Annotated in this window: 18 protein-coding genes; 11 read left to right on the forward strand and 7 right to left on the reverse strand. The window is 71.4% G+C overall.

The window, feature by feature from the left end:
* The first annotated feature begins 11 nt into the window (after nucleotides 1-11).
* The 3 genes from AB0H54_RS01820 to AB0H54_RS01830 all read left to right on the forward strand — a co-directional run bounded on the left by AB0H54_RS01820 (nucleotide 12) and on the right by AB0H54_RS01830 (nucleotide 4,240).
* Entirely contained in the window at nucleotides 12-668 is a 657-nt protein-coding gene (locus AB0H54_RS01820) for a response regulator transcription factor (protein WP_218718521.1), read from the forward strand.
* A 49-nt stretch (nucleotides 669-717) separates the two neighbouring features.
* On the forward strand, nucleotides 718-1,383 hold the full coding sequence (locus AB0H54_RS01825; RefSeq protein ID WP_357342114.1) for a DUF1707 domain-containing protein: 666 nt from the start codon (nucleotides 718-720) through the stop codon (nucleotides 1,381-1,383).
* A gap of 1,270 nt (nucleotides 1,384-2,653) precedes the next feature.
* Nucleotides 2,654-4,240, forward strand: a complete 1,587-nt coding sequence (locus AB0H54_RS01830) for a DUF2339 domain-containing protein (RefSeq protein ID WP_357344158.1) — start codon at nucleotides 2,654-2,656, stop codon at nucleotides 4,238-4,240.
* A gap of 252 nt (nucleotides 4,241-4,492) precedes the next feature.
* Here AB0H54_RS01830 and AB0H54_RS01835 read toward each other — a convergent pair whose 3' ends face one another.
* Genes AB0H54_RS01835 through trmB form a run of 3 tightly spaced genes read right to left on the reverse strand, consistent with a single transcriptional unit; the run spans nucleotide 4,493 to nucleotide 10,350 of the window.
* Nucleotides 4,493-8,797 (reverse strand): MMPL family transporter, encoded by a 4,305-nt coding sequence (locus AB0H54_RS01835; protein ID WP_357342116.1) that lies wholly within the window; start codon nucleotides 8,795-8,797, stop codon nucleotides 4,493-4,495.
* Entirely contained in the window at nucleotides 8,798-9,520 is a 723-nt protein-coding gene (locus AB0H54_RS01840; RefSeq protein WP_355274987.1) for an NYN domain-containing protein, read from the reverse strand.
* A complete protein-coding gene (gene trmB / locus AB0H54_RS01845; protein WP_355274985.1) occupies nucleotides 9,517-10,350 on the reverse strand; it encodes a tRNA (guanosine(46)-N7)-methyltransferase TrmB in 834 nt (277 codons plus the stop codon). The genes AB0H54_RS01840 and trmB overlap by 4 nt, the downstream gene beginning before the upstream one ends.
* Nucleotides 10,351-10,517: 167 nt before the next feature.
* On the opposite strand from trmB, the gene AB0H54_RS01850 reads away from it, so the two are divergent.
* The 3 genes from AB0H54_RS01850 to AB0H54_RS01860 all read left to right on the forward strand — a co-directional run bounded on the left by AB0H54_RS01850 (nucleotide 10,518) and on the right by AB0H54_RS01860 (nucleotide 15,171).
* The gene (locus tag AB0H54_RS01850; RefSeq protein ID WP_357342117.1) at nucleotides 10,518-11,627 is read left to right on the forward strand and encodes a hypothetical protein; all 1,110 of its coding nucleotides are present in this window, start codon (nucleotides 10,518-10,520) and stop codon (nucleotides 11,625-11,627) included.
* Nucleotides 11,614-13,086 (forward strand): hypothetical protein, encoded by a 1,473-nt coding sequence (locus AB0H54_RS01855; protein ID WP_357342118.1) that lies wholly within the window; start codon nucleotides 11,614-11,616, stop codon nucleotides 13,084-13,086. The genes AB0H54_RS01850 and AB0H54_RS01855 overlap by 14 nt, the downstream gene beginning before the upstream one ends.
* A 252-nt stretch (nucleotides 13,087-13,338) precedes the next feature.
* The gene (locus AB0H54_RS01860; RefSeq protein WP_357342119.1) at nucleotides 13,339-15,171 is read left to right on the forward strand and encodes a phosphoenolpyruvate carboxykinase (GTP); all 1,833 of its coding nucleotides are present in this window, start codon (nucleotides 13,339-13,341) and stop codon (nucleotides 15,169-15,171) included.
* 54 nt (nucleotides 15,172-15,225) lie between these two features.
* Here the strand turns inward: AB0H54_RS01860 and AB0H54_RS01865 are convergent, their stop codons facing one another.
* Nucleotides 15,226-15,981 (reverse strand): phosphohydrolase, encoded by a 756-nt coding sequence (locus AB0H54_RS01865; protein WP_357342120.1) that lies wholly within the window; start codon nucleotides 15,979-15,981, stop codon nucleotides 15,226-15,228.
* Between the two features lie 114 nt (nucleotides 15,982-16,095).
* On the opposite strand from AB0H54_RS01865, the gene AB0H54_RS01870 reads away from it, so the two are divergent.
* Entirely contained in the window at nucleotides 16,096-17,046 is a 951-nt protein-coding gene (locus AB0H54_RS01870; RefSeq protein ID WP_357342121.1) for a helix-turn-helix domain-containing protein, read from the forward strand.
* A gap of 291 nt (nucleotides 17,047-17,337) precedes the next feature.
* Complete coding sequence (locus AB0H54_RS01875; protein WP_355274970.1) at nucleotides 17,338-17,517, forward strand: hypothetical protein; 180 nt, start codon at nucleotides 17,338-17,340, stop codon at nucleotides 17,515-17,517.
* Nucleotides 17,518-17,521: 4 nt separating this feature from the next.
* Here AB0H54_RS01875 and AB0H54_RS01880 read toward each other — a convergent pair whose 3' ends face one another.
* Complete coding sequence (locus AB0H54_RS01880) at nucleotides 17,522-18,970, reverse strand: aldehyde dehydrogenase (protein WP_355274967.1); 1,449 nt, start codon at nucleotides 18,968-18,970, stop codon at nucleotides 17,522-17,524.
* 211 nt (nucleotides 18,971-19,181) lie between these two features.
* On the opposite strand from AB0H54_RS01880, the gene AB0H54_RS01885 reads away from it, so the two are divergent.
* Nucleotides 19,182-19,478, forward strand: a complete 297-nt coding sequence (locus AB0H54_RS01885) for a hypothetical protein (protein ID WP_355274964.1) — start codon at nucleotides 19,182-19,184, stop codon at nucleotides 19,476-19,478.
* On the opposite strand, the gene AB0H54_RS01890 is transcribed toward AB0H54_RS01885, so the two are convergent.
* Complete coding sequence (locus AB0H54_RS01890) at nucleotides 19,406-20,278, reverse strand: class I SAM-dependent methyltransferase (protein ID WP_355274961.1); 873 nt, start codon at nucleotides 20,276-20,278, stop codon at nucleotides 19,406-19,408. The two genes, AB0H54_RS01885 and AB0H54_RS01890, sit on opposite strands and share 73 nt — an antisense overlap.
* 155 nt (nucleotides 20,279-20,433) lie before the next feature.
* Between AB0H54_RS01890 and AB0H54_RS01895 the strand changes: the two genes are divergently transcribed.
* Complete coding sequence (locus AB0H54_RS01895) at nucleotides 20,434-21,603, forward strand: glycosyltransferase family 4 protein (RefSeq protein WP_357342122.1); 1,170 nt, start codon at nucleotides 20,434-20,436, stop codon at nucleotides 21,601-21,603.
* On the opposite strand, the gene AB0H54_RS01900 is transcribed toward AB0H54_RS01895, so the two are convergent.
* A complete protein-coding gene (locus AB0H54_RS01900; protein ID WP_357342123.1) occupies nucleotides 21,569-24,082 on the reverse strand; it encodes a hypothetical protein in 2,514 nt (837 codons plus the stop codon). The two genes, AB0H54_RS01895 and AB0H54_RS01900, sit on opposite strands and share 35 nt — an antisense overlap.
* A gap of 189 nt (nucleotides 24,083-24,271) precedes the next feature.
* On the opposite strand from AB0H54_RS01900, the gene AB0H54_RS01905 reads away from it, so the two are divergent.
* Nucleotides 24,272-25,735 carry a polysaccharide biosynthesis protein gene (locus AB0H54_RS01905; RefSeq protein ID WP_357342124.1) on the forward strand — a complete coding sequence of 488 codons (1,464 nt, stop codon included), beginning with the start codon at nucleotides 24,272-24,274 and terminating at the stop codon, nucleotides 25,733-25,735.
* The last annotated feature ends 95 nt before the right edge of the window (nucleotides 25,736-25,830 follow it).

Consider the following 25,830-nt stretch of genomic DNA (forward strand, 5'->3'; position numbering starts at 1 on the left):
AAGGAGCCGCGATGACGGACCAGGCGATCACGGTGATGGTGGTCGACGACCACCCGATGTGGCGCGAGGGTGTCTCCCGCGACCTCACCGAGGCCGGATTCGCCGTCCCCGCGACCGCCGACGGGGTCGGCACCGCCACCCGCCGCGCGGCCGCGGTCCAGCCCGACGTGGTGCTGATGGACATGCAGCTCACCGACGGCAACGGCGCCGCCGCCACCGCCGAGGTGCTGCGGGTCTCCCCGCACAGCCGGGTGCTCGTGCTCTCGGCGTCGGCCGAACGCGACGACGTTCTCGACGCGATCAAGGCCGGGGCCAGCGGTTATCTGGTCAAGAGCGCGTCGGCCGCCGAGCTGATCGACGCGGTGCGGGCCACCGCAGCCGGGCAGCCGGTGTTCACGCCCGGCCTCGCCGGCCTCGTGCTCGGCGAGTACCGCCGGATGGCGACCGCGCCGCCCGCCGCCGACGAGCCGCATCGCCCGTCGCTGACCGAGCGGGAGACCGAGGTGCTGCGGATGGTCGCCAAGGGTCTGTCCGCCAAGCAGATCGCCTCGCGGCTCAATCTCTCCCATCGCACCGTGGAGAACCATGTGCAGGCCACGTTGCGGAAACTCCAGCTCGCCAACCGGGTCGAACTCACCAGGTACGCCATCGAACAGGGACTCGAATAGGGGTTTGCCCTGATGTGCCGGGGGTGCCGCCGTCGCTACCCTCGATGACATGGGCGGTCCCGAATCCCTCTTCATTCCCGGCGCCACGACGGCCGGCCCCGTCGGCGACCGGGACCTGCGCGTCTCCGATGCCGAACGCGAGCACGTCGGCCAGTTGCTGCAACGCGCCGTCGGCCTCGGCATGCTCTCGCTCGGCGAGTTCACCGAACGCATGGACACCGCGCTCGCCGCGAAGACCCGCGGCGAACTCAACGCCGTGCTCGTCGACCTGCCCGGTATGCGGGTGGCGGGCGCGCCGCAGCCCGCCGCGATGCCGCGGCCGCGCCCGGTCCCGCCCGGCGGTGCGATCCCCGGCCTGATCCGCAGCCGCCTCTCCGGTGTGCACCGCCGCGGACCTTGGCAGGTACCGCCGGTCCTGCACCTGAACAACCTGCTCTCGGGCGTCACCCTGGACTTCACCGAGGCGGTCATGCAGACCCAGATCGTCGAGATCAAGGTCGACGACTACCTCAGCGGGCTCACCCTGCTGGTCCCCGCGGCCGCCACCGTCGACCTCAACGGCCTGGAACTCATCGGCTCCGGCGTCACCAACAAGGTCCGTACCGGCCCACCGATCGGCCCGCTGCACCTGGTCGTGCACGGCCGCGTCCGCTTCGGCTCGGTCACCGCGAAGTACCCGCTCATGGTCCAGTGGCGGCGTTTCCTCGGCTCCTGACCGTTTTCGGGTAGGAACTGGTACCTCGGCAGGGGTTTCTACTCATGTCCCGCGCGGCCAGCGCGCCGACGATGAGGACATGAGTACTTCGATCGATCCCGCGCTCGTCGCCCGCCTCTCGGGCGAGTTCACCACGCTGGGTGCCCGGATGGGGCAGCTCGGCGGTGACCTGGAGGTGCTGCGCGCACAGTTGCAGGGGGAGATCGCGGGTGCGGCCGCGCCGGGTCGGGGGACCTCGGTGTACGCCGGGTTCGTGGCGGCACCCGCGCCGACTCCGGCGTCGCCCGATCCGGGCGCGGCAGTGACTCCGCATGCGACTTCGCCCGATCCGGTCCCGGCTGGGCCGATGCTCGATGCGGCATCCGGGGCTCCGGCTGCTACCGGCATCACCACCTCGCTCACCGGTGCGTCCGACTCGGGCGAAGGCGTCGCCGGAGATGTGGCGATACCGGGCGATCCGCCAGGAAGGGCGGTTGGCGCGGGGGCGGACGGGCGCGTGGTCGCTGACAGCGCGGTTCGCGATGCACCGGCGGCGGTTCCGCCGTGGGGCGCTCCCACAGGCGCTGGAGCTGGATCGGTTCCGGGGGCTTCCCCTGCGGCCGCGTCGACCGGTGCACCCGCCGGAATTGTCGGGCCGGGGGCGAATCCCGGAGTTCCCGGCGCTGCGGCGTCGAATATCGCAGCGAGCGGGGGTATTCCGGTTCCGGGCGGAGTGCCTGTCGCCGGTGGACAGATCCCCGGCATTGCACCGGTCGGTGGTGGCCAGGTGCCTGGCGCTGCGCCGGTTGGTGGCGGTCAGGTGGCTGGTGGTGTGTCGGTCGGTGGTGGCGACGTGGTCGGGGGTGTGCCTGTCGGTGGTGAGCAGGTGGCTCGTGGTACGTCGGTCGGTGGTGGCCAGGTGCCCGGCATGGCGTCGGTTGGTGGTGGTCAGGTGCCTGGCGCTGTGCCGGTTGGTGGCCAGGCGGCTGGTGGTGTGCCGGTCGGTGGTAGCGACGTGGTCGGGGGTGTGGCGGTTGGTGGGCAGCCGCTGGTGGGTGGGTTCGGCCCGGGCGGGCAGTTCGTCGGTGGGGTGCCCGGTGGTGCTGGGGTGGGGCATTCGCCGTGGGCGCCGGGGTATGGGCAGGTGCGGCAAATGGCTGGGGCGCAGCATGTTCCGCCGTCGTACGGTGGGTGGAACCGGGCGTCGGGGTATGGGGCGGGGCGGCCCGGTGGGGCATGGGCGGCGCCGGTGGTGCGGGAGCCGCGGACGCCGTGGTGGCAGCGGGAAGGGGTGATTTCGCGGGCGCTGGCGGTCGCGGGTGTCGGGGTGACGCTCATCGGTGTGTTGATGTTGCTGGTGTTGGCGGCGCAGGCCGGGTTCTTCGGGCCGGTGGCGAGAGTTGTTGCGGGGGGAGCGCTTTCGGTCGGGCTGGTCGCGGCCGGGTGGCGGGTGTTCGGGCGGCCCGGTGGGCGGGTCGGCGGAATCGCGTTGGTGGCCACCGGTATTGCCGGTGCCTACCTGGATGTGGTCGCGGTGACCGGGTACTACCACTGGGTGGCGCCGGGGATCGGGCTCGCGGTGGCGTTGGGGGTCGCGTCGGCGGGGGTCGGGATCGCGATGCGGTGGCAGTCGCAACCGCTGGCGGTGGGGGTGGTGCTCGGCGCGGCGGTGCTGTCGCCCGTGTTGACGACCGAGCTCCTGCTGCTGGGGTTCCTGGTGGTGTTGCAGGCGGCGGGGGTGCCGGTGCAGATGCGCCGGGAGTGGCCGGTGCTGCACGTGGCGCGGACCCTGCCGGTGGTGCTGGCCGCGCTGAGCATGATCGCGCTGAGCGGGCTGTCGGCGGCCATCGCCGGTGACGAGGTCGTCGAGGAGCGCGGCGGGCTGCTGGCAGCGGCCGTCGCCGGCGCGGTGGTGGGGCTGATCGGCGCGCTGCTGGTGGTCCGGCGCCGCTCCGGCGACATCACCGCGAGCGTCACGATCGCGCTCACCGCGCTGCCCGTCTTCGCCGCCGCGCTGCTGTTCGACCGCCCGGTGACCACGGCGATCGCCGGCGCGCAGGCCGCGATCCTGCTCGGCCTGGCGGCGACGACGCTGGTCGCCGGGCTCGCCGAGCGTCTCGGGATTCCCCGGCACACCGCGCTGGTCGCCGCGCTCACCGGCGCCGTCGCCCTGCTGCTGACCTGCGTCACCGGGACGGGCGGTGAGCCGCGGCTGCTGCCGATCGCGTTCGCGACGGTGGCCCTGGCCTTCCTCGCGGTCGCGGCGACGAGCCGGACGCGGGTGAGCGCCGGCCTCGGCATCGCCTTCGCCGCACTCGGTGGACTGGTGCTGCTGGCGATGGCGACGCCGGAAACCCTGGCGCTGCACCGCCTCTCCGACCAGCGCCTCGACCTCGCGACCGCCGGCGCCGCTGTCCTCGGGCTCGGCGTCGCGGCCATGGTGGCGTGGACGGTGCCCCGGGTGCGGGGCTGGGGTGAGCAGGCGCTCGTCACCGGGGTGTGGATCGCGGTGAGTGTCGCCGGGCTCTACTACGTGCTGGTCGCGTCGGTCTCGCTGGGCGTATCCTTCGGCGGTTCGGACGGTTTCATCCTCGGCCACAGCATCGCCACCATCGTGTGGATGGCCGCGGCCACGGCCGCGCTGTTCTACGGCCTGCGCCGACTGTCCCGCTCGCCCGCCGTCGCCAAGGTCTGCCTGGTCTCGGGCCTGCTGGTCGCCGCCGCCGCACTGGCCAAGCTGTTCCTGTTCGACCTGTCGACACTGTCCGGCCTGGTCCGCGTGGCCGCCTTCCTGGTGGTCGGAATGCTCCTGCTGCTCACCGGAACTCGCTACGCGCGTGCCTTCGCCGACGCGGCGCCCACCCGCCCGAACAGCTAGCGAGCCCCCGCCGAGGGCGGTGCCGTTGTGAGCGCGTCCCTCATCGGACCGGCCCGGTGGTCGTCGGATGAAGCGAAATCGGAAGGGAATCAGCCGATCCGAGCGAGACACGCCGCCGTCGCCATGGTCCGCAGGCACCGGCTGATCGAGACGTTCCCCGGCGGCAGGTTCTACCGCTCGGCTGAGCGCTGAACGAGGAAACCCACGGCGAAAGGTCGCCGTGGGTTTCCTTGCGTTCGAGCTCGGCTCGGCTCAGTTCGAGTCGTCCTCGCGACGGCGCAGTAGCTCGTTCACGCTGACCGTGCGTCCTTCGTTGCCGCTGTGCCGACCCTCCTCGGCGGCGGCGGTGCCGCGCCGGGAGGAACGCAGCTGGGCCATCCAGTTCTCGATCTCGTTGCGGCTATCCGGCTCGTCGAGATCCGGTGCGCTGGTGGCACTGTCGTCCGCGGCGGGCTCCGGCGTGGCAGGCGCCTCGGGCGCGGCGGCCGTCGGCGCGGGCACGGCGGTGAAGCCGTCCGGGGCCTGCCACCGGCTCGGGTTCGACGCCGGTTCGGCGGTTTCGGCCTGCGGCATCGGCTCGGTCGCCGGGGTCACCTCGCCGGACGGGACGGCGGTGAAACCGGGCGGGGCCACCTGCGGGCGCACCTCCGGTCGCGCCGAGTCCTGCTCCGGCGACGGCGTGACCGGGGCGAACCGGGGTCCGCTGTCCGAGTCGGGGGCGGTGAATCCGCTCGGCGCGGCCGGGCTGCCGTTCCACGGCGAGGTCGGCTGCTGCGGTTCGACGGGGACCGAGGTGCCGAAGACACCCCGCGGCTCGTCGTCCTGCTCGGGCCGCGCGCCGTCGTTCGCGGGCGACTCGGCGCGATGCGCGCCCGGCGTCACCGACAGATCGTCGCTCGCCGACGCCGTGCTGCGCGGCTCCGGTTCCGGCGCCTCCTCGCGAGGCGTCGGCTCGAAGCCGGTCAGCGGGGTGAATCCGCTGAACGTCCCGCCCGCGGGCGGTTCGACCGGTCGCGGCGTCGGCGACACGATGCTCGGCGGCGGGGTGACGATGCTCGGCGCCGGCGGCGGCACGACACCGGGCGGCGGCGTGTTCACGATGCTCGGCGCCGGCGGCGGCACCACACCACGCGGCTGCGGGTTGACGATGCTCGGCCGGGCGGGCGGCACGATGCTCGGCCGCGCGTCGGAATCCTCTGCGGGCGCGCCGAATCCGGGTGCCTCACCCGGGGTCGACACCCGGGGTGCGGACGGGCTGTAGCCGCTCGGCGGCTGCACCCGCGCCGATCCGCGCGGCGGCGGGGTATCGCGGCTCGGCGCCGCGCCCGGGGTGGTGGAAGTCGAGCCAGCGGCCGGGCCAGGAGTCGAGCCGTGGGCCGGAGTCGAGCCGGAAGCGGGAACCGGGCCGGGAACGGCACCCTGACCACGGGCGGCGGCCGGACCGGGAGCGCCACCCTGACCACGAGCAGGCACCGAGCCGGGAGCGGGCGCCGAGCCGGGAGCCGGACCCGAGCCGGGAGCCGGACCCGAGCCGGGAGCCGGACCCGAGCCAGCGGCCGGACCCGAGCCATGGGCCGTAGTCGAGCCAGCGGCAGGACCCGAGCCAGCGGCAGGACCCGAGCCATGGGCCGGAGCCGAGCCATGGGCCGGAGCCGAGCCAGGAGCCGGAGCCGAGCCGGGGGCCGGAGTCGAGCCAGCGGCCGGACCCGAGCCATGGGCCGGAGTCGGGCCGGAAGCGGGAGCCCGACCAGGGAAGGCACCCGGACCACGATCGGGTGCCGGGGCGGGAGCGAAGGCAGACAGGTCGCGTCCGCCGATGACGCCGTCGATCGCGGGTCCGGTGCTGTCGCCACCGATCACCCCGGAATCGCCGGGCGTCGCGGGCGCGGCGGAGTTCGCCTCCGGCGCACGGAAACCCACCTCGCCGCGCGGCGCGTCCCGGCCCGGACGATCGGGGCCAGGTTCGGACTTCGGCGGTTCGGCACCGGGCTTGACGACCGGCAGGATCTGCGTCGGCTCACCGGTGGTGAACATCGACGGCGGCGTGGCCTCCGGCGCCTTCGGGGCCGAATCCGGTTCGGGCTTCGGCGGTTCGGCGCCCGGCTTGACCACGGGGAGCACCCGGGTCGGCTCGCCCGACAGCATCGGCGCGCGCGGACGCGTCGGATCGGGCGACATCGGCGGCCGCGGCCGCGCCGGCTCGGCGGGGTCGGTGTGCTCGGTGATCTTGTCCAGGTGCGCGGTCGGCGCCTCGGCCTCGATCTCGGCGACCGTGCGCGGGCGGCGCGGGGTCTTGGCCAGCTTGCTGTCGGGGACCACCGTCATCTGCATGGTCGGCGGATCGGTGATCGGCGTGGTCTTCACCAGGTCGACCACGGCGCCCTTCTGCGGCCGCTCGTCGTCGAGAATGGGCTCGCCGAGCCCGATCTTCTCCTGGATCCGCTTCATCCACTTCGGCGCCCACCAGCAGTCGTCGCCGAGCAGTTTCATGATCGCGGGCACCAGCAGCATGCGCAGCACGGTCGCGTCGATGAACAGCGCCGCGATCATGCCGTAGGCGATGTACTGCATCATCACCATGTCGGAGAACGCGAACGCGCCGGTCACCACGAGCAGGATCAGCGCGGCGGCGGTGATGATGCGGCCGGTCTGGGCGGTGCCGATCCGCACGGCCTCGGTGGTCGACGCGCCTTGCGCGCGTGCCTCCACCATGCGGGAGAGCAGGAAGACCTCGTAGTCGGTCGACAGGCCGTAGATGATCGCGATGATCAGCATCAGCACCGGGGCGCTGATCGGCTGCGGCGTGAAGTTGAGGATGCCGGAACCGTTGCCGTCGACGAAGATCCAGGTGAGGATGCCCAGGGTCGAGCCGAGTCCGAGCGCGCTCATCAGCGCGGCCTTGATCGGCAGCACCAGCGAACCGAACGTCAGGAACATCAGCACGAAGGTGGTGAACAGGACGATCAGGATCATCCACGGCATCAGTTCGAGCAGCGTGTCGATACTGTCGGCCATGAGCGTGGGCTGACCGGTGACGTACATGGTGACGCCGTCGGGAACCTCGATCGAGCGCAGGTAGTCGATGGTCGGTTCGGCACCGCCGGTGGGATCGACCAGGGTCGCCGAGGTGCGGAACACCTCGGGATTGGTCGGCGACTTGGTCGGTACTTCGAACGGGCCGACCAGCCCGGGAGCCTGGTTGGCCTCCTTCCAGACCTTGCCGATCGCCACCGTGTTGTCGGAGACGAAGACCAGCTGGATCGGGTCGGTCTTCTTCTGCGGGAAGACTTCGTAGAAGTGCTCGAGCGCGGCCCTGGTCTCATTGTCCGGCGGCAGGTACTTCTCATTGATCCCGCCGAATGCCAGATTCTTGACCGGGATGATCAGCAACAACAGGCCGACCGTCACGGGGATCGCGATCTTGAGCGGGTGCCGCATCACCCAGCGGGTGAGGTTGCCCCAGAAACCGTTCTCGACTTCCTCGGCGGTCCTGGTCTTGCGGAACCACTTGAGACCGAGCATGTCGACGCGCGGGCCGAGAATGCCCAGCATCGCGGGCAGGATCGTGACCGCGGTCAGCGCCGCCAGCGAGACGGCGGCGATGGTGCCGTAGGCGACCGAGCGCAGGAATCCCTGCGGGAAGATCAGGATGCCGCCGACGCTGGCGACGATCATCGTCGCGGAGAACACCACTGTTCGTCCAGCGGTCATCACCGATCGCCGGACGGCGGCAGGCGTGGTGTAGCCCTCTGCCAGTTCTTCGCGGAAGCGGCTGACGATGAACAGGCCGTAGTCGATCGCGAGGCCGAGACCGATCATCGAGACGACAGCGGTGACGAAGAAGTTGACTTCGACGAAGTTGGTCAACGCCATGACGACGCCGGTGGCGCCGAGAACCGTCAAACCACCGATGATCAGCGGCAACGCGGCAGCGACGATGCCGCCGAAGATGAAGAACAGCAGGATCGCCACCGCGGGGAGGGCCAGCACTTCCATCCGCTTGACGTCGTGATCCATGGTGTCGGTCAGGGTGACCGCGATGGGCTGCAGGCCCGAGACCTCGACATCGACGCCGGGAATGGCGAAGACATCTTGCACGGCACGGTAATTGGCCATGATGACCGTGTCGTTGTCGCCGACGAGGGCGATGGCGGCGAAGCCGTGCTTTTTGTCCTTGGACCCGAATGCCGACGGCACGGCGGGCGCGTCGCCCACCTTCCAGTAGGTGCCGTTGATCTTGCTGATCTGATCCGGATGTTCGGCGAGGATCGTGGTCAGACTGCCGACGACCTTCTGCGCGAACTCGGGGTCATCGATCGTTTTGCCCTCTGGGGCGTTGTACATGACGATCACGTCGGCGTTGTGGTCGCGCCCGAACGAGCCGTCGGCGATCTGCGCGCCCTGCACCGACTCCGAGCCCGGATCGAACCAGCCGCTCTGCGACAGGCGAGGGCCGAGGCCCATGCCGTAGGCACCCAGCGCCAACATCGCCCCACCGACGACCACGATGACGGCGAAGCGGAACCGATAGACCAGATCGCCCCAGCGGGTGAACACTTAAGCGACTCCTTGACCAGGGCGAGACGTGAGTAGTGCCGACAGCGGCCGGAACGGCTGCAGCCAGGCACCCTCGTCGGGCAGCGAATCGAGGCTCACCCGCGGTAGCGGCTCCCGGAATACTCCCGGGATGTCCTCGAGGTCGACGAACTCGAGAGTATCGGAAGTCACCGCCCAACTCGCGTGCTCACGGAAACCGAGAACCTGAGCGGGGATTCCCTTGGCGGCGATGGCTTCCAGTGGTTCGCGGAAGGCCTGACCGTCGGCCGAGGCCACCATGATGCCCGCCAGACCGCCGTCGCGCTCGCGCATCGCGATATGCGCCAGCATGTCGGCGTCGACGTCGGAGTCCTCGTCGATCTTCGGCTTGGCGAAGACCGCGAAACCGACGTTGCGTAAGGCCTCGACCCACGGCCGGACCACATCGGCGGTGCCGGGGGCGATATTGGTGAAGACGGTCGCCTCGGGTTCGACGCGGCCCTTCGCGCCGACCGACAGTTCGGCCGTGCGCGCGAGCAGCCAGCGGCCGAGCGCGTCGAAACGGGGGCGATAGGCGGCGGTGGGACGACCACCGAGGATGGCGCCGAGTCCCATGTCGAGGTTCGGCGCGTCCCAGACGAGCAGGACGCGTCGGACATCGGAGCCGGAACTGCTCAACGCCTCGCTGCCGGCTGCTCCCTGGGCGATTTCCGGCATCTCGGTGGCGATCTCACTCACGCTCATCTGTCGATCTTCCCCCATATGAACTCGTTGATGGCGCTACCGGCACGCAGGCCTTTGCCCTCGAACTTGGTGACGGGCCGTTCGAAACCGATCGGCGCGGTGACGCGGTTGGCGGCGCTGTCGCCGCCGGTGGTGTCGTTCAGGCCGGTGAGCAGCGGTTCCGCCGAGCCTACTTCCAGGATGTGCTCGGCGTAATCGGCATGGTCGGTGGCGACGTGCAGCACGCCGCCCGGCTTCAGCCTGCTGGCGATCAGCGCGAAGGTCGGCGCCTGCAGCAGCCTGCGCTTGTGGTGGCGCGCCTTGGGCCACGGGTCGGGGAAGAACACCCGGACGCCGGTCAGCGACTCCGGGGCAACCATGTTCTCCAGCACATCGACGGCGTCGCCGCGCAGCAGCCGGATGTTACCGATCTCCTCGCGCTCGATCTGGCAGACCAGCTGGGCCAGACCCGGCTGGTACACCTCGATGCCGATCAGGTTCAGGTGCGGCTCGGCCTGGGCCATCGCGGCCGTCGCGGTGCCGGTGCCACAGCCGATCTCGATGACCAGCGGCGCGCTGCGGCCGAACCAGGTGTCGGCGTCGAGCGGCTCGTTGGCGACGTCGCGGCCGATCACCGGCCAGGTGCGCTCCCAGGAGACCTGCTGATTCGGCGTCAGCGCGCCGCGCCGCGAGCGGAAGCTCGTGACGCGGGGGTAGAGCCGGGAGCCCGTGGTCGAGCGGCGGCCCGCCTCGTGCGGTATCTCGGACAGCTTGGGATGGGTCGAGCCGGTGGACGGCTGCCCCGGCGCCGACTCGACAGGGTGGTTGGCGGCGTCGTTCACGCCGTCCATTGTCCAGCATGCGCCGAGCTACGTCGCAGGCGCGTGCGCTGGTCCGGACCGCGCACCGACGATCCGCACGGTGTAGCGGCGGTGTTGCCCCAGGTCGGGGAGATGGTTCGCGACGGCCACCGGCACCCGGATCTGACAGAATGCCCTCCGAAAAGGGGGTGTGCAGAATGTCGACAGCCACCGAATCCGCACAGTCACGGGCATCCGACCAGCTCGACCAGCTGATCGGGGCCATCGGTGCCGGGCGGGGGACCGACCCGGCGATCGCCGAGCGGCTGGCCGCGGCGGTCGCCCGGCGCCGCCGGCCGCTGCACATCCAGGTCGCGGGGCGGGCGCTGAGCGGGCGGACCACCGTGCTGCGGGCGCTGGCGCTGCTGTCGGCGGAGGAGACCGCGCCGGTCGATCAGCCCGATCAGCCGGACCCGGTGCTCGACGGCGACCTCGTTATCTATGTCCTCGCCGGTGCGCCGCAGGCCGCCGATCACCGCGTCCTCGCCACGGTGCCGCCTGGTCGCGGGGTCGTGGTGCTGAACAAGGCCGACGCGGTGGGGGCGCGCTGGGGTGACGCGGTGGCGGCCGCCGAGCGGTCGGCCCGCGAGCTTGGTCTGCCGATCGTGCCCGTCGTCGCCTCGCTGGCCGCGCGGACCAGGGCGGGCGCGGTGGACGCCGCCGACCTGTCCGACCTGCGCAGGCTCGCGGTCGGCCCCGATGTGCCGTCGGTGCTGTCGGCCGACCTGTTCATCGGCACCGGCTCCGACCAGGACGCGCGCAGGCGTCTGATCGCCAACTGGGACCTCTACGGCGTCGACTGCGCGCTCACCGCGCTGCGCGCCGACCCCGACCTGACCTCGGCCGCGCTGATCCAGATCCTGCACTCGGCCGGTGGCGTCGACCCGCTGCACCGGCTCGTGCACCGCCGCTACGAGCAGGTGGAGGCGGTGCGCGGCGGCGAACTGCTCGACGAACTGGTCCGGCTCGCCGCGCGCGCCGTGCCCGCCGACGGCGGCCGTGCCCGCGAGCTGATCGAGCAGTACCTCGTCGGCGACGACGCGCTGTGGGCCGGACTGTGCGCGGGACTGGCCTGCCCGCAGGTCGCCCACCTGGCCGCCGGCTACCCCTCGCCCGCCCCCGCCGACGCCGACGAGGCGCTGGCCCGCGCCACCCGCTGGCGGGCCGTGGTCTCCAGCGACATGCCGCCCGCCGCCCGCCGTGCCGCCCTGCGCGTACACAACGGCTATGTGCGCGCCTGGGAACGGATGACGAGTGCCGGGCTCTGAGCAACCGGACGAGCCGCTGTCCGACGAGCTCGCGGCTGTCGTCGAGCGCTGGAATCCGCAGGGCGCCGCCCTGCTGCGGGCGATGGAGCAGGCGGGCGCCGGATCGACCGTCGCCTTCTATGCGGTCGACGACGCCAACACCACCCTGCTGCGGACCGAACTGGCCCGCTTCGAACCGCGCGTCGACCTGACCGACCCGGCCGCCGTCACCGCGTCGGCCGATCCCGTCGCCGCCCTGATCGTCTTCGACGCGGGCAGCGTGCTCGGCGCCGACATGCTCGCCGTGATCGACCGCCTGCGCGCCGCGGGCGAGCGGATCGTGCTCGCCATGAACGGCTTCCACGCCTATCAGGACTGGCAGGCGACCCGCGAACGCAGCCTCGCCCTGCTGGCGGCCCGCGGCATCACCGACCTGCCCGTGCTGCCGGTCTCGGCCCGGCTGTCCGCCGCGGCCCGCGCCGCCGACGACTCCGCCCTGCTCGACCGCTCCGGCCTGGCCGCGCTGCACGCCGCGCTGGCCGCGGCGACCGCGCACCGGCCCACCGACGGCACTGTGCGCCGCTCGGTCGTGCTGACCAGGGTGTTCGCCGACACCAGGGCCAGGATCACCGAGCAGGTCACCGCGCTGCGGGCGGGCGCCGAGTCGACCCGGCTGCGCGAGGAACGGGTGGCGCTGCTGGCCGAGCGGGACGGCGGCCGCCAGACCGGGCTGTCCGCGGTGCGCAGCCAGGTCCAGCTGGCCCGCGTCGACCTGACCACCGAGGTCGGCGCGCTGGTACGCGCCCTGCACACCCGCTCGCGCACCGAGCTCGACCGCTGCGACCGCGCCGAGCTGCGCGCCTACCCGCAGCGGTTGCGGCAGGCCGTGGCCGAGCTGTCGGTGGCGGTCGACACCGCGATCGACGCCAGGGTGATCGAGACCGCCCGCCGCGTCGGCACCGCCCCGCCCGCGGCGCGCAGGCACGATCCGGCCCCGCAGGTCGGCCCCGATCCCGAGCCGAGACACCGTGGTGTCGAAGATCACCTCATGATCGCGCTCGGCGCGTCGGCTGGCGTCGGCCTCGGTCGGCTGGTCGTCGCGCCGCTGTCGCTGGTGCCCGCGCTGGACGCCGCGAGCGTCCCGGTGACGCTGCTGCTCGGCGCGGGCGCGGCCTACTGGGTGGTGCGCGCGCGGGGTCAGCTGGCCGAGCGCAATCACCTCTCGCAGTGGGTGGCCGAGGCGCTGGTGAATGTGAAAGCCCAGCTCGAGCAGCGTGTCGCCGCGGTTCTGGTGGATGTCGAGGCAGAATTGGCCGAGCACGTCATCCGGGAATCGACGGCGCGCGCGGTCGCGGTCGACCGCCGGGTCGGCGAGCTGGACACCCTCGCGCGACGCCTCGTCGCCGAGCGCCCGGCGCAGCTGGCGGCGTGCGAGCGAGACCTCGCCGCGCTGGATCGCGCCGAGGCCGTGATTGGGTGATCGACCTGTGGGTAGTTAACAGTGAACCGGATTCCCAACCCGATTCAATATCGATCGTCATATCGCGTTAACCTTTAACCAGGAACCTGGGCGTCCGCTCCGTGCCAGTCGATGCGCGGCCTCCGTCCATGGACGTCGCTGTACGCCGTCCATTTGGGGTTGTGCGGTGGTTGGTTCGCTGCGGACGCCTTCCCGCCCGGTGGCGATCGATGGACTTCGCATCGAAGAACCGCCCATCTCAGGAGAGTTTTCATGACCTCAGCGACCATTCCTGGTCTTCGTGGATCCGACGGCACGGCGCCGACCGAGCACAGTGAACTGCTCGCCTGGGTACAGGAAGTCGCAGAGCTCACTCAGCCGGATCGCGTGGTCTGGGCCGACGGCTCCGACGCGGAATGGGATCGCCTGACCACCCAGCTGGTCGAGGCGGGCACCTTCAAGAAGCTCGACGAGAAGAAGAAGCCGAACTCGTTCCTGGCGCTGTCGGACCCGTCCGACGTCGCCCGCGTCGAGTCGCGCACCTACATCTGCTCCAAGACCGAGGCCGACGCCGGTCCGACCAACAACTGGGTCGACCCCGCCGAGATGCGCGCCACCATGACCGAGCTGTACCGCGGCTCGATGAAGGGCCGCACCATGTACGTGGTGCCGTTCTGCATGGGCCCGCTCGGTGCCGAGGACCCCAAGCTGGGCGTGGAGATCACCGACTCGGAGTACGTCGTCGTTTCGATGCGCGTGATGACCCGCATGGGCCAGGCCGCGCTGGACAAGCTCGGCGCCGACAAGCCGTTCGTGAAGGCGCTGCACTCGGTGGGCGCCCCGCTCGCCGAGGGCGAGGCCGACGTGCCGTGGCCGTGCAGCGACACCAAGTACATCACCCACTTCCCCGAGGACCGTGAGATCTGGTCCTTCGGTTCCGGCTACGGCGGCAACGCCCTGCTCGGCAAGAAGTGCTACTCGCTGCGCATCGCCTCGGCGATGGCCCACGACGAGGGCTGGCTGGCCGAGCACATGCTGATCCTCAAGCTGATCTCGCCGGAGAACAAGAACTACTACGTCGCCGCCGCGTTCCCGAGCGCCTGTGGCAAGACCAACCTCGCGATGATCCAGCCGACCATCCCGGGCTGGCGCGCGGAGACCCTGGGCGACGACATCGCCTGGATGCGCTTCGGCGAGGACGGCCGGCTCTACGCCGTGAACCCGGAGTTCGGTTTCTTCGGCGTCGCGCCGGGCACCAACCGCAGCTCCAACCCCAACGCGATGGCCACCATCGAGGCGGGCAACACCGTCTACACCAACGTCGCCCTGACCGACGACAACGATGTGTGGTGGGAGGGCCTCGAGGGCGAGCCCGATCACCTGATCGACTGGAAGGGCAACGACTGGAACCTCCGCGAGTCGGAGACCCTGGCCGCGCACCCGAACTCGCGCTACTGCACCCCGATGTCGCAGTGCCCGATCCTGGCCCCCGAGTGGGACGACCCGCAGGGTGTGCCGATCTCGGCGATCCTGTTCGGCGGTCGCCGCAAGACCACCGTCCCGCTGGTGACCGAGTCGTTCGGCTGGGAGCACGGCGTGTTCATGGGCGCCACCATGGGCTCGGAGCAGACCGCCGCCGCCGAGGGCAAGGTCGGCACCGTCCGCCGCGACCCGATGGCGATGCTGCCGTTCCTCGGCTACCACGTGGGCGACTACCTCAACCACTGGATCAACCTCGGCAAGAACGCCGACGCGAACAAGCTGCCGAAGATCTTCTACGTCAACTGGTTCCGCCGTGGTGGCGACGGCCGCTTCCTGTGGCCCGGATTCGGTGAGAACTCCCGCGTGCTGGAGTGGATCGTCGGCCGCATCGAGGGCCGTTCGGGCGCCGAGGCGACCGCGGTCGGCAACGTCCCGTCGGCCTCCGACCTCGACCTGGAAGGCCTCGACGTGGTCGTCGCCGACGTCGACGAGGCCCTCGCGGTGAACGTTGACGAGTGGCGCAACGAGATCCCGTCGATCGAGGAGTGGTTCCAGTTCGTCGGCGACAAGCTGCCCTCGGGCGTGCGTGACGAGTTCGAGGCCCTCAAGGAGCGCCTGGGCTGATCCGCCCCGCGACAGCGAACCGCCCGTACCGCACTGCGGTACGGGCGGTTTCGTCTATTCGGCGAAGGGTGCCAGCTTGATCATCGGCAGGAAGCCCGCGCCGGTGAGCCAGTGGATGCGGCCGTCGGGGACGGCGGCGGCCTCGGCGGTGAAGCAGGCGACGAGGTGTCGCTTGAAGTCCTGGCGCGGGTGCCGGACGAGCAGGTCGTCGACGAAGCCCGCGTCGAGATCGGCCAGCCGTCGGCCCAGGACGTCGACCGAGGCCCCGGCGGAGACGAAACCGCCGGGATCGGCCAGGTTCTCGGCCGCGTCCGGGTTGAGGTGGGCGGCGATCGCGGCGCCGATCGCCGCCGCGCGCTCGGCGGGCGCGCCGTGCCGGACCGCGAACGCGTTCGCCGTCTCGCCGCCGACCACGGCGAAACACCGGCCCGGCGTGGGCTGTTCGAGTTCCAGGTCGTGCAGCAGGCTGGCCACGTAGCCGATCTCGTCGTCGTGGTCGACGCCGTCGAGCTCGGCGAGGGCGCGGGCGAAGAAGTAGGTGCGGTACGAGTGCGCCAGCATCGTGTCCGAAAGCCGTTCGCGCGCTTCCGCTTCGGCGGCACGAGCGAGCGCGGTGTCCGGTAGCCGCAGTTCGGCCAGTGCCAGCCGCCCCGAGCCGCGCCTGCCGAGTGCCTGCCGCACGCGGCCCGGCACCATCGCGGGCACGGTGCGGAGCAGGCGCACGGTCAGGGCCCGGCGCTGGGCGGCGGTCAGATTCCCGCCGGTGCTGGTGGCCCACTCCCAGTCGAGGGCGGGTGTCACGGTGAGCATGATCGGTCTCCTCCGACGCGTGTTTCGCGATGTCCGTCGAGTGTCGCGGAGTGGATCCGGCCGGTGAAGTGGCGGAAATGCCAGCAATGCGTGGATACGTGCCAAACTGGAGTCATGATCGAGGTGGCCGCGCTGGCACTGGACGGGGTGATGACGTTCGACCTGGCCTGCGCGGTGCAGACGTTCCGGCACGGGCCCGGCGTCACCGGCGAACCGGTGGGCTTCGCGATGCGCACCTGCGGGGTCAGGCCCGGTCCGGTGTGGACGCCGAACGGCTTCGACCTGCGGGTGGAACACGGCCTCGAGCTCCTGGCCGAGGCCGATCTGATCGTCGTCCCCGGCATCGGCCTGCCGACGCTGCCGACGCCGGAACCCGTGCTCGACGCCCTGCGCGCGGCGGCCGATCGCGGCGCGACGATCGCCAGCATCTGCATCGGCGCCTTCGTGCTCGCCCAGGCCGGGCTGCTCGACGACCGCCCGGCCACCACCCACTGGGGCTACTGCGATCAGTTCGCCGAGCTCTATCCGGCGGTGAAACTCGACCCGACGGCCCTCTACATCGACGACGGCGACATCCTCACCTCGGCGGGCCTGTCGGCCGGCCTGGATCTGTGCCTGCACCTGGTGCGCCGGGAACTCGGCGCGGCCGCGGCCGCCGACCTCGCCCGCTGGAATGTGGTGCCGCCGCATCGCGAGGGCGGCCAGGCGCAGTACATCCCGCGGCCGATGGGCGGCCCCGATCCGCACGGCGGCCTGGCCGCCACGCTGACCTGGGCGGCCGCGAATCCCGAAGCCGCCCGCGATGTCTCGGCCATGGCCGCGCACGCGCTGATGAGTGAGCGCACGTTCATCCGCCGCTTCAAGGCGGAGGTCGGTGCCACCCCGGGCGCCTGGCTCGACGCGCAACGGCTCGGCCGCGCGCGGGAACTACTCGAGCGCACCGACCTTCCGGTGGAGGCGGTCGCGCAGCGCGCCGGGTTCGGCAGTGTGACGGCGTTGCGTGATCATCTGCGCGTCGCCACCGGGCTCACGCCCTCGGCCTATCGGCGCTCGCTGCGGCACTGACACGGTTCCGTCAGAATCCCGATTTCGCCGCGGTTTTCGGGGCGGCGGGCGGTGATGAACTGGACAAGCGAACTATGAGTTTCCGGACAGATTCCGGCGTGGACGATTTCCCCGACTCGATTCTGGGTACATCTGTCGATGTCAGAGGGTCGCTGCCGTTGGGCGGGAGTCGTGACTTATATTCCTGGTCAGGCTCCTCCGCACGTCGCACCATCCGAGCTAACTCCCTTTCGAGACTCCAGCACCGCCGATGCGGTCCCGATGAGATCGACGCTGAGAGGTGGTTGACGCATGACCGATGTGGTGACCGGATACGGGTCCGACACCTACTCGAGTACCCCGCTGCAACGCGTGGCGGGACGTTTGCAGAGCGCACTGCCGCCGGGGTGGCGGGTCGACGTGGTCGACCTGCCACCCCGCGGTCAAGTGGCCGGACAGCCGGTACTGCGGGTGCAGATGCCGGAGAACTGAACGACTACTCCGCCGTCCAGCCCATCGGCATCAGCACGGACTTCTGCTCGCAGAACGCGTCCAGGCCCTCCGGGCCGTTCTCGCGGCCGATGCCCGAGTTCTTGTACCCACCGAAGGGCGCGGTGGGGTCGAAGGCGTACCAGTTGATGGCGTAGGTGCCGGTGCGCACCTTCGCCGCGACCTCGAGGCCGTGGTCGATGTCGGTGGTCCACACCGAACCGGCGAGGCCGTAGTCGGAGTCGTTCGCGATGGCGATCGCCTCCTCCTCGGTCTCGTACGGGATCACCGAGAGCACCGGGCCGAAGATCTCCTCCTGGGCGATGGTGCTCGCGTTGTCGACGTCGGCGAAGATCGTCGGCTCGACGAACCAGCCGCGCTCGACGCCGGCAGGCCTGCCGCCGCCGAGGACCAGGCGCGCGCCCTCTTCCTTGCCCTTGGCGATGTAGCCTTCCACCCGCTCGCGCTGCTTCTCGCTGATCAGCGGGCCGAGCTGGGTGGCCGGGTCGGTCGGGTCGCCCGCCTGCATGGTCTTGACGTGCGCGACCAGCGCGTCGACGATCTCGTCGTAGCGGCTGCGCGGGGCGAGGATGCGGGTCTGGGCGACGCAGCCCTGTCCGCTGTTCATCAACCCGGAGAACGCGAGCACGGGGATGCTGGCGGCGAGGTCGACGTCCTCGAGCACGATGGCGGCCGACTTGCCGCCGAGCTCCAGCGAGACCGTCTTGAGCTGCTCGCCCGCGATCGCGGCCAGCTTGCGGCCGACCGCGGTGCTGCCGGTGAAGGTCACCTTGTCGACGCCGGGGTGGCTCGCCAGGTACTCGCTCTCCGCGGCGTCGGCGGGCAGGACGGAGAGCACGCCGTCCGGCAGACCGGCCTCGGTGAAGATGTCGGCGAGGATGTTGGCCGTCAGCGGGGTCAGCGGCGAGGGCTTGAGCACCACGGTGCAGCCGGCCAGCAGGGCGGGGCCGAGCTTGTTGGCGGCCAGGAACAGCGGGACGTTCCAGGCGGTGATCGCCGCGACGACGCCGCGGGGTTCCCGTGAGACGCGCGAGGTTCCGAACAGGCCGGTGCGAGTGTCGTTCCACTGGAAGGTCTTCGCCAGCGCCGCCCACGCGTCCAGCGCGGCGACGGCCGGAAGCTGGTTGAGCGTCAAGGCGGCTAACGAAGGCGCGCCCATCTCCGCGGTGAGCGCGGCGAGCAACTCGGGCGAACGCTGCTCGATCAGTCGGGCCGCCTTGGTGAGCACCTCTGCTCGTTCCAGTGGCGGTGTGGATGGCCACGGTCCGCTGTCGAAGGCGTCGCGGGCCGCGGCGACCGCGGCGTCCACATCGGCCTTCGTCACCGCGGGCACGCTGCCGACGGTCTCCTCCGTTGCGGGTGAGACCACGGAAATGCGGTCACTACCGGCAGGGGTGGTCCACTTCCCGCCGATGAACAGACTGTCGTAGTGCATAAGAACACGTTACAGTTTTGTGGCTGGGTTGTCTGCAACACGTTCTAATTCGCTGTGCCGCAACGACTGTGAACAGGGCGAATTCCAACCTGTCGGTTCGCTTTTCGGGTAAACGCACTATTGCGTTCTGTTGTTGAAAAGGGGATGCTTTAGCTACTGATCAGCTCGCTCGATTCATCAGACCTTTACAGCGAATTGGGGAGACCGACTCATGGCTGTGCAAGTGATCGGCCGATCGTTGATGACCAGCGACCAGACCGACCATCAAGCGAAGAGTGTAGGCAGCGGGGGATGGGTTGTGTCATTCCTGCCCGGCCGGACACTCACGATCGAGCAGGCAACTGCCGCCATTCAGGCCGCTGAGGCGGTCGCGATGGTCGGGGCGCTGGCTGATCAGGTCGGCCTGACCACGCTGGAGACGGTGGGCCTGGCGATTCAGGAGTCGCCGTGGGTGGCCGCGCTACCCGAGCCGGTTCGCCGGTCGCGTCGATTGAGCTGGCTGGCCTGATCGCCCTTGGTGGCCACGACCACCAGGTTGCTCACCAGTAGCTCGCGGATCACCGGAACTCGAACCAGCCACCACGCCCAGCGCGGGTGGTACCGGGGGAAGACCGTCCGGACGTCGGCTGAAGTCGTTGCCGCCCAGCGCAAACCGTCGGCGGCGGTCACCGCGAACAGTGACCTGCCGAACCTGTTCTTCGGTTCCCTGCCGTGCTTACGGCGGTACCGGCGGGCCGCGTACTCGCCACCGAGGTAGTGCCAGAGGCCGGTCTCGTGACCACCGAACGGCCCGTGCCACACCGTGTAGGAGTACACGATGAGGCCGCCGGGCTTGGTCACGCGCACCATCTCCTCCGCCATCACCCACGGGTGCGGCACGTGCTCGGCCACGTTCGAGGAGAAGCAGACGTCGAAGGCGTCGTCACGGAACGGCAGTGCCATGCCCGATCCGCGGACCGACCCGGAGACCCGCAGGCCCGCGGCGTGCATCTCGGACGGATCGGGCTCGACCGACACGTAGCGTGCCCCCGCCGCGGTGAACTCGTCGGCGAAGTACCCGGGGCCGCCACCCACGTCGAGGACGACGGTGCCGGTGAGGTCGCGGCCGGTGATGTCGGCGTAGAAGTCGCCGATCAGGTCGGCGCTGTCGGTGGCGATGCCGCCGTAGAACCTGGCCGGGTCGGACTGCTCGAACCGGAAGCTGGTGAGCAGCCGCAGGGAGCGGCGCAGCGTCGCGCGGCGCGCGAACCTGGACTGGTCGCGGCGCTGGACGGGCTGCTCGGTTCTCGGCAGGGATGCGGTCGGCACGGCCAGAGTTTATGGGCAGCGTCACCGGGGCCGATCGCGTGGTCCGACGGAACACAGCGGGACGGACGTGCCGATACAGATGTGTCGCGCAGACCACACCCGCTAGGGTGGGTGCCGACCTTTGTCCTCGACCGAACCGATTGCGAGCCCCGACCGTGCGTGAAGTCCTCCTGCTGTGCTGGCGTGACACGGGGCACCCGCAGGGCGGCGGCAGCGAGCGGTACCTGGAGCAGGTCGGCGCCCAGCTGGCCGCCCGCGGGATCAAGGTCACCCTGCGCACGGCCGGTTACCCGGGCGCGGCGCGCCGCGAGCGGATCGACGGCATCGACATCAGCCGCGCTGGCGGTCGCTTCACCGTCTATCCCCGGGCACTGGCCGCCATCGTCGCAGGTCGGCTGGGGATCGGCCCGCTGCGCGGAGTGCGTCCCGACGTCGTGATCGACACCCAGAACGGCATCCCCTTCTTCGCCGCCGCCACCGGCGTGCCCTCGGTGGTGCTCGTGCACCACGGCCACCGGGAGCAGTGGCCGGTCGCGGGCAAGCTGGTCGGGCGGATCGGCTGGTGGATCGAGTCGCGGCTCTCGCCGCGCGTGCACCGCGACAACCAGTACCTGACCGTCTCGCTGCCCTCGGCCGAGGAGCTGGCGGTGCTCGGCGTCGACCGCGAGCGCATCGCCGTCGTGCGCAACGGGGCCGAGCCGGTGCCCGCCGAGGTCGTCCCCGGCGCCGACGGCACCCGCGCCACGCATCCGCGCATCGCCGTGCTGTCGCGCCTGGTTCCGCACAAGCAGATCGAAGACGCGCTGACCGCCGTCGCCGCCCTGCGCGGGCGCTTCCCCGACGTGCACCTCGACGTGATCGGCGACGGCTGGTGGGCGCCGAACCTGCGCGCCTGCGCCGACGAGCTCGGCATCGCCGACGCCGTCACCTTCCACGGCCACGTCGACGAACAGCGCAAGCACGAGATCCTGTCGACCGCGTGGGTGCATGTGATGCCGTCGCGCAAGGAAGGCTGGGGCCTGGCCGTCATCGAGGCGGCCCAGCACGGCGTGCCGACCATCGGCTACCGCAGCTCGCGCGGCCTCACCGACTCCATCGTCGACGGCGTCACCGGACTGCTCGTCGACGACGCCCCCGCATTGGCCGAGGCGGCCGCCGACCTGCTGGCCGATCCGGAGACCCGGCTCATGATGGGCGAGAAGGCGCGGGCCCGCGCACGGGAATTCTCCTGGGAGCAGACCGGTTCCGGCGTCTACGAGGTGCTGTCCGCCGCCGCCCGCGGCGCGTTCGTCACCGGTTTGGTCGCCCCGCCCGCGCGGGACTGAGGCGCGAAAGCAGTGCGGCGGTGAGCAGTCCGCCGATCAGCAGCGTCGCCCACAGCAGGTGCGCCGCCGCGGAAATCCACCGTTGCGCCGGCGTGGCGATGTCGGTGGGGGCGTGGTCCGCCAGCCGGTACAGGGCCAGATCCGCGTCCTGATAGGCCAGTTCCGCCGCGGCGAGGGTCTTCCCGGAGTCGCCGAGCGGGCCCGGCGTCGTGCGTTCCACGACGATCCAGCCGACGCCGAGCGCGGCGATCTCAGCCGGTGCCGCGCCCCTGAGCAGCGCGTCCTCGACCCGGCGGGCCCGGTTCCCCTCACCGTTGACGGCATAGCCGCGAACCCGCAGCTCACCGGTTTGCAGCACGTCGTTCGGCAGGATGCGTGGCGCCGGATCGAGCACGGGAGCTGTTCCGCTGTAGGGGAATCGGCGGAACATGCCGGTCGGGAGAACAGCCACATCGCCGGGCGCGTCCATGCGCTCGACAACCTGCGCCCACCCCGCCGGGTAGTGCGCCGGCCGCATCTCGCCACCGACACCCCAGGCCAGATCGGCCAGCGGGAGGATCAGCAGGGCGATGAAAAGGGCGGCCACCGTGGAGGTTCCGCGTTCGGTTCGTGCGGTGGCCGCTGTGGGAGCGGCGTTGTCCGTGTTCCAAGGATCGGCGTTGTCCGAGGCCGCCGATGCAGCATTGACCGGGCCTGTCGGTGCAGCCCGGCTGGCGTCCGCTGGGTCGGCGTGGATGGAGTGTGTCAGTGCAGCCCGGCTGGCGTCCGCCGGGTCGGCGTCGATGGAATGTGTCGGTGCAGCTGCGCTGGCGTCCGCTGGGTCGGCGTCGATGGAGTGTGACGGTGCAGGTCTGCTGGCATCCGCCGGACCGGCGTCGATGGAGCCGGTGGGCTCGGCGTGGGTCGACTCCGTCGGATCGGCTTCGACGGAGTTCGTCGGTCCGGCGAGGGACGAGTCGGCCGGACCGGCGTGCTGGAAGTCCTGGCTTGTCGTTGGACCCGGTTGTGCCGATGCTGTCCGGCGGGCCCAGCGGAGGGCGGTTCCGCACGCGGCTGCCGCGCACAGCGCGTAGGCGGGCATCGCCAGCGCGACGTATTTCTGCGTGTCTCGCAACAGGCCCGCGCCGGGGACGTGCACCACCAGCCACTCGCCGACCGCGAGACCGGGGCCGGTCGCACCGAGCGCGGGCAGCACGATCGCCACTGCCGCAATGACCAGCAGTGCCCGGCCGTCGCGGCCCAGCGCCCACACCGTGCGCACGCCGAGCGCGACGATGCCGAGCAACAGCACGGTCCCGACCAGCGCCAATGGCGTCGTCCGGGTGACGGGCACCGCCTCGCTGTTCCAGATCCCGCCGAGCCCGGCCAGACTTCCCAGCGTGCCGAGCCATGGCTCGGCCCTGGCCGCGAACGCCGACACGCCCGCCGGATCCGACGGTTCGGCGCCGGAGCCGAGCGCCGTCGCGGTCAGCCAGGGCGCGCACGTGAGGATCCACAGAACCGTGGCGGGCAGGAAAGCCCGCCGCCCGACCAGCGCGAGCCCGATGATCGCGGCCAGCAGTGAACCGGTCGGCGTCAGCCCGGCCGCCGCGAAACCCGCCGTCAGCGCCGCCCAGGCACCGATCACCGCGCTCCTCGTGGAGGACGTGTTGCCGTCGGCCGTGGTGCGGTGTGCCGCGTTCCTGTCGGGGGACGTTGTGCGGTCAGCCGTGGTGCGGTGTGTCGCGCTGCTGTCGGAGGGCGCTGTGCGGTCGGCCGTGGTGCCGTGTGCCGCGCTGCTGCCGGAGGGCGCTGCGCGGTCGGCCGTGGTGCCGTGTGCCGCGCTGCTGCCGGAGGGCGCTGCGCCGTCGGCCGTGGTGCCGTGTGACGTCCTCCTCCTGTCAGAGGGTGCTGCGCCGTCGGCCGTGGTGCCGTCGGCCGTGGTGCGGCGTGTCGCACTCCTGTTGGAGGATGTTGCGCCGTCGGCCTGGATGCCGTTTGTCGCACTCGTGCCCGAGAACACCTGGCTGCGGGGCTGCGTCGCTTGTCTCACGCGGGCGGCGGCCAGGGCGATCCAGGGGAGGGCGGCGTAGCCGGTGAGGAGGCTCCAGTGGCCCTGGAGGAGGCGTTCGGCGACGTAGGGGTTCCAGAGGGCGATGGTGGCGGCGACCAGTTGGGCGGGGGTGGATGCGGTGAGGAATTCGCGGGTGAGGGCGGCGGCGCCGTAGCCGGCGGCCCACAGGGCGACGATCAGGATCGCCTTGACCAGCAGGCCGCCGTCGACCACCGGCGACAATACGGCGAGCAGTGCGTCCTGCGGGACGGCTCGCGGGGCGGCGGCACCGAGGCCGAGGGCGGAATCGGTGAGGTAGGAGCGGGGCGTGCTGACGGCGTCGCGGAGCAGCAGGTACCCCGAACCGGCCAGCGGTCCGACGATGATCAGCGCGAGCAGCGCGCAATATCCGGCCACCGCGGCCCTCGCGCGCCTGTCTCCCGTCACGCCAGTGCACCTTACGTCCCGTCGATCGGTCGCGGGCCCGGCGGGCTGGCGGCACCAAGGTGAGTCCGGTTGGACTCACATTTTCGGGGTACTGGTGATACGAAGGGCGCGGAGGTGCGACGATGAGGCGTGTCCTCGGTCCGTCGCCCCCCTGTCGTTGCTGACCTGACCTGGGTGACGGCAGGCGCGATGACCGCCAACGTCGCCGGGTACCTGCTGCAACTGCTCGCAGGCCGCTGGCTCGGCGTCGCCGGGTACAGCGAGTTCGCGAGCCTGCTCGCCGTGCAGCTGCTGTGCGCTGTGCCCGCGCTGGCCATGCAGAACGTGGTGGCGCGCGAGGTGGTCCGCGGGGCGGATCTGGGCGCGGTGCGGGCGATGCAGTGGCGGTGCGCCGCGCTGGTCGCCGCGGTCGCGGTGGTGCTGGTCCCGGTGGTCGCCGGGCTGCTGCACGTCGGGGTGTGGGCGGCCGCCGCCGCGCTCGGTGCGGCGCCCGCCCTGGTCGTACTCTCCGGCGAACAGGGAATTCTGCAAGGCGGCAACCACTTCCGTGCCTTGGCCGCCGTGCTCGCGATGGCCGGAACGGCACGCGTCGCGCCCGCGCTGGTCGCCCTCGCGCTCGGCGGCGGTGCGGCGGGCGCGCTGTGGGCGGGCGCGGCGGGCATCGTCTGCGCGGCGATCATCGCGGGCCGCATCGCCCGCTCGACCGCGCGCGAGCTCGAGCCGGACGTCAGGACGGCCGCGCATCCGGGGCAGCTCGGGCGCGAGCTGGACGCCGGAGCAGCCGCGCGTCCGGGGCAGGCCGGGCGCGAGCCGGATGCCAGGGCTGCCGCGCGTCCGGGGCAGGCCGGGCGCGAGCTGGACGCCGGGGCGGCCGCGCACCCGCAGCAGGCCGGGGTGCGCGAGGGTTCATCGATCCCTGCCTCGGCGTCGCCGCACGTCGGCGCAGGCGGATCGCGGCGCAGCGCGACAGACGACCGTGAGTCCGCCGGGGGCGGTCCGCAGTCCGCCGGGGCGAAGAACCGGACGATCGGTGTGCTGCCGGTGCTGCGGGCCGTGCAGGTGCAGGCGGCGCTGATGGCTCTGTCCTCGGCGGACCTGATCGTCGTGCGGATCGTGCTCGACGATGTCGACGCGAGCCGCTACTCTCTGGGCACCATCGCGACGAAGATCGCTTTCTGGCTGCCCCAGGCTGTCGGCGTCGTGCTGTATCCGCGCATGGCACAGCCAACGCACTCGGCCCGCGCGATCCGCGACGCGCTGTCGGTGCTGTCGATCATCGGCGTGGTGGCGGTGCTCGGTGCCGCGCTGGCCGCCCCGCTCGCCCCGCTGTTCGCCGGGCAGGACTACGCGCCGATCCAGGGCATGCTGTGGCTGTTCGCGCTGCACGGCGCGATCCTGGCCGTCCTCCAGGGCGCCCTGCTGTCCGCGATCGCCGTCGAACGCACCGCCCTGGCCGCGGTCACCTGGATCGGCCTGGTCCTCGAGGTGACCCTCATGCTCACCTTCGCCCGCACCATCGGCGCGCTGATCACCACCGCCGTCTCGGTCGCCGCCGTCACCACCCTGATCGTCGCGGTCGTCGTCCTGCGCACCGCCGCCCGCGCGACCACCCACAACCCCGCCCCCACCGTCTCGACAGGCAGCGTCTCGTAGTCCGGCATCGCGGCAGCCCCCCGCCTCCACCCGCATCGCTCCCGATCGCGGCACACCGGTGCGGGCTCCAGTAGCTCGGGAACGAAAGTCGCGTG

This window comes from Nocardia sp. NPDC050718 (assembly GCF_040654235.1).
GTDB lineage: Bacteria > Actinomycetota > Actinomycetes > Mycobacteriales > Mycobacteriaceae > Nocardia.

Bases quoted from the DNA above. Each gene is read 5' to 3' on its own strand.
- trmB (WP_355274985.1), bottom strand. From the start codon at position 10,350: ATGGACGGCGTGAACGACGCCGCCAACCACCCTGTCGAGTCGGCGCCG.
- AB0H54_RS01905 (WP_357342124.1), top strand. From the start codon at position 24,272: ATGACCGCCAACGTCGCCGGGTACCTGCTGCAACTGCTCGCAGGCCGC.
- AB0H54_RS01870 (WP_357342121.1), top strand. From the start codon at position 16,096: ATGATCGAGGTGGCCGCGCTGGCACTGGACGGGGTGATGACGTTCGAC.
- AB0H54_RS01875 (WP_355274970.1), top strand. From the start codon at position 17,338: ATGACCGATGTGGTGACCGGATACGGGTCCGACACCTACTCGAGTACC.
- AB0H54_RS01825 (WP_357342114.1), top strand. From the start codon at position 718: ATGGGCGGTCCCGAATCCCTCTTCATTCCCGGCGCCACGACGGCCGGC.
- AB0H54_RS01880 (WP_355274967.1), bottom strand. From the start codon at position 18,970: ATGCACTACGACAGTCTGTTCATCGGCGGGAAGTGGACCACCCCTGCC.
- AB0H54_RS01850 (WP_357342117.1), top strand. From the start codon at position 10,518: ATGTCGACAGCCACCGAATCCGCACAGTCACGGGCATCCGACCAGCTC.
- AB0H54_RS01865 (WP_357342120.1), bottom strand. From the start codon at position 15,981: ATGCTCACCGTGACACCCGCCCTCGACTGGGAGTGGGCCACCAGCACC.
- AB0H54_RS01820 (WP_218718521.1), top strand. From the start codon at position 12: ATGACGGACCAGGCGATCACGGTGATGGTGGTCGACGACCACCCGATG.
- AB0H54_RS01840 (WP_355274987.1), bottom strand. From the start codon at position 9,520: ATGAGCGTGAGTGAGATCGCCACCGAGATGCCGGAAATCGCCCAGGGA.
- AB0H54_RS01885 (WP_355274964.1), top strand. From the start codon at position 19,182: ATGGCTGTGCAAGTGATCGGCCGATCGTTGATGACCAGCGACCAGACC.
- AB0H54_RS01860 (WP_357342119.1), top strand. From the start codon at position 13,339: ATGACCTCAGCGACCATTCCTGGTCTTCGTGGATCCGACGGCACGGCG.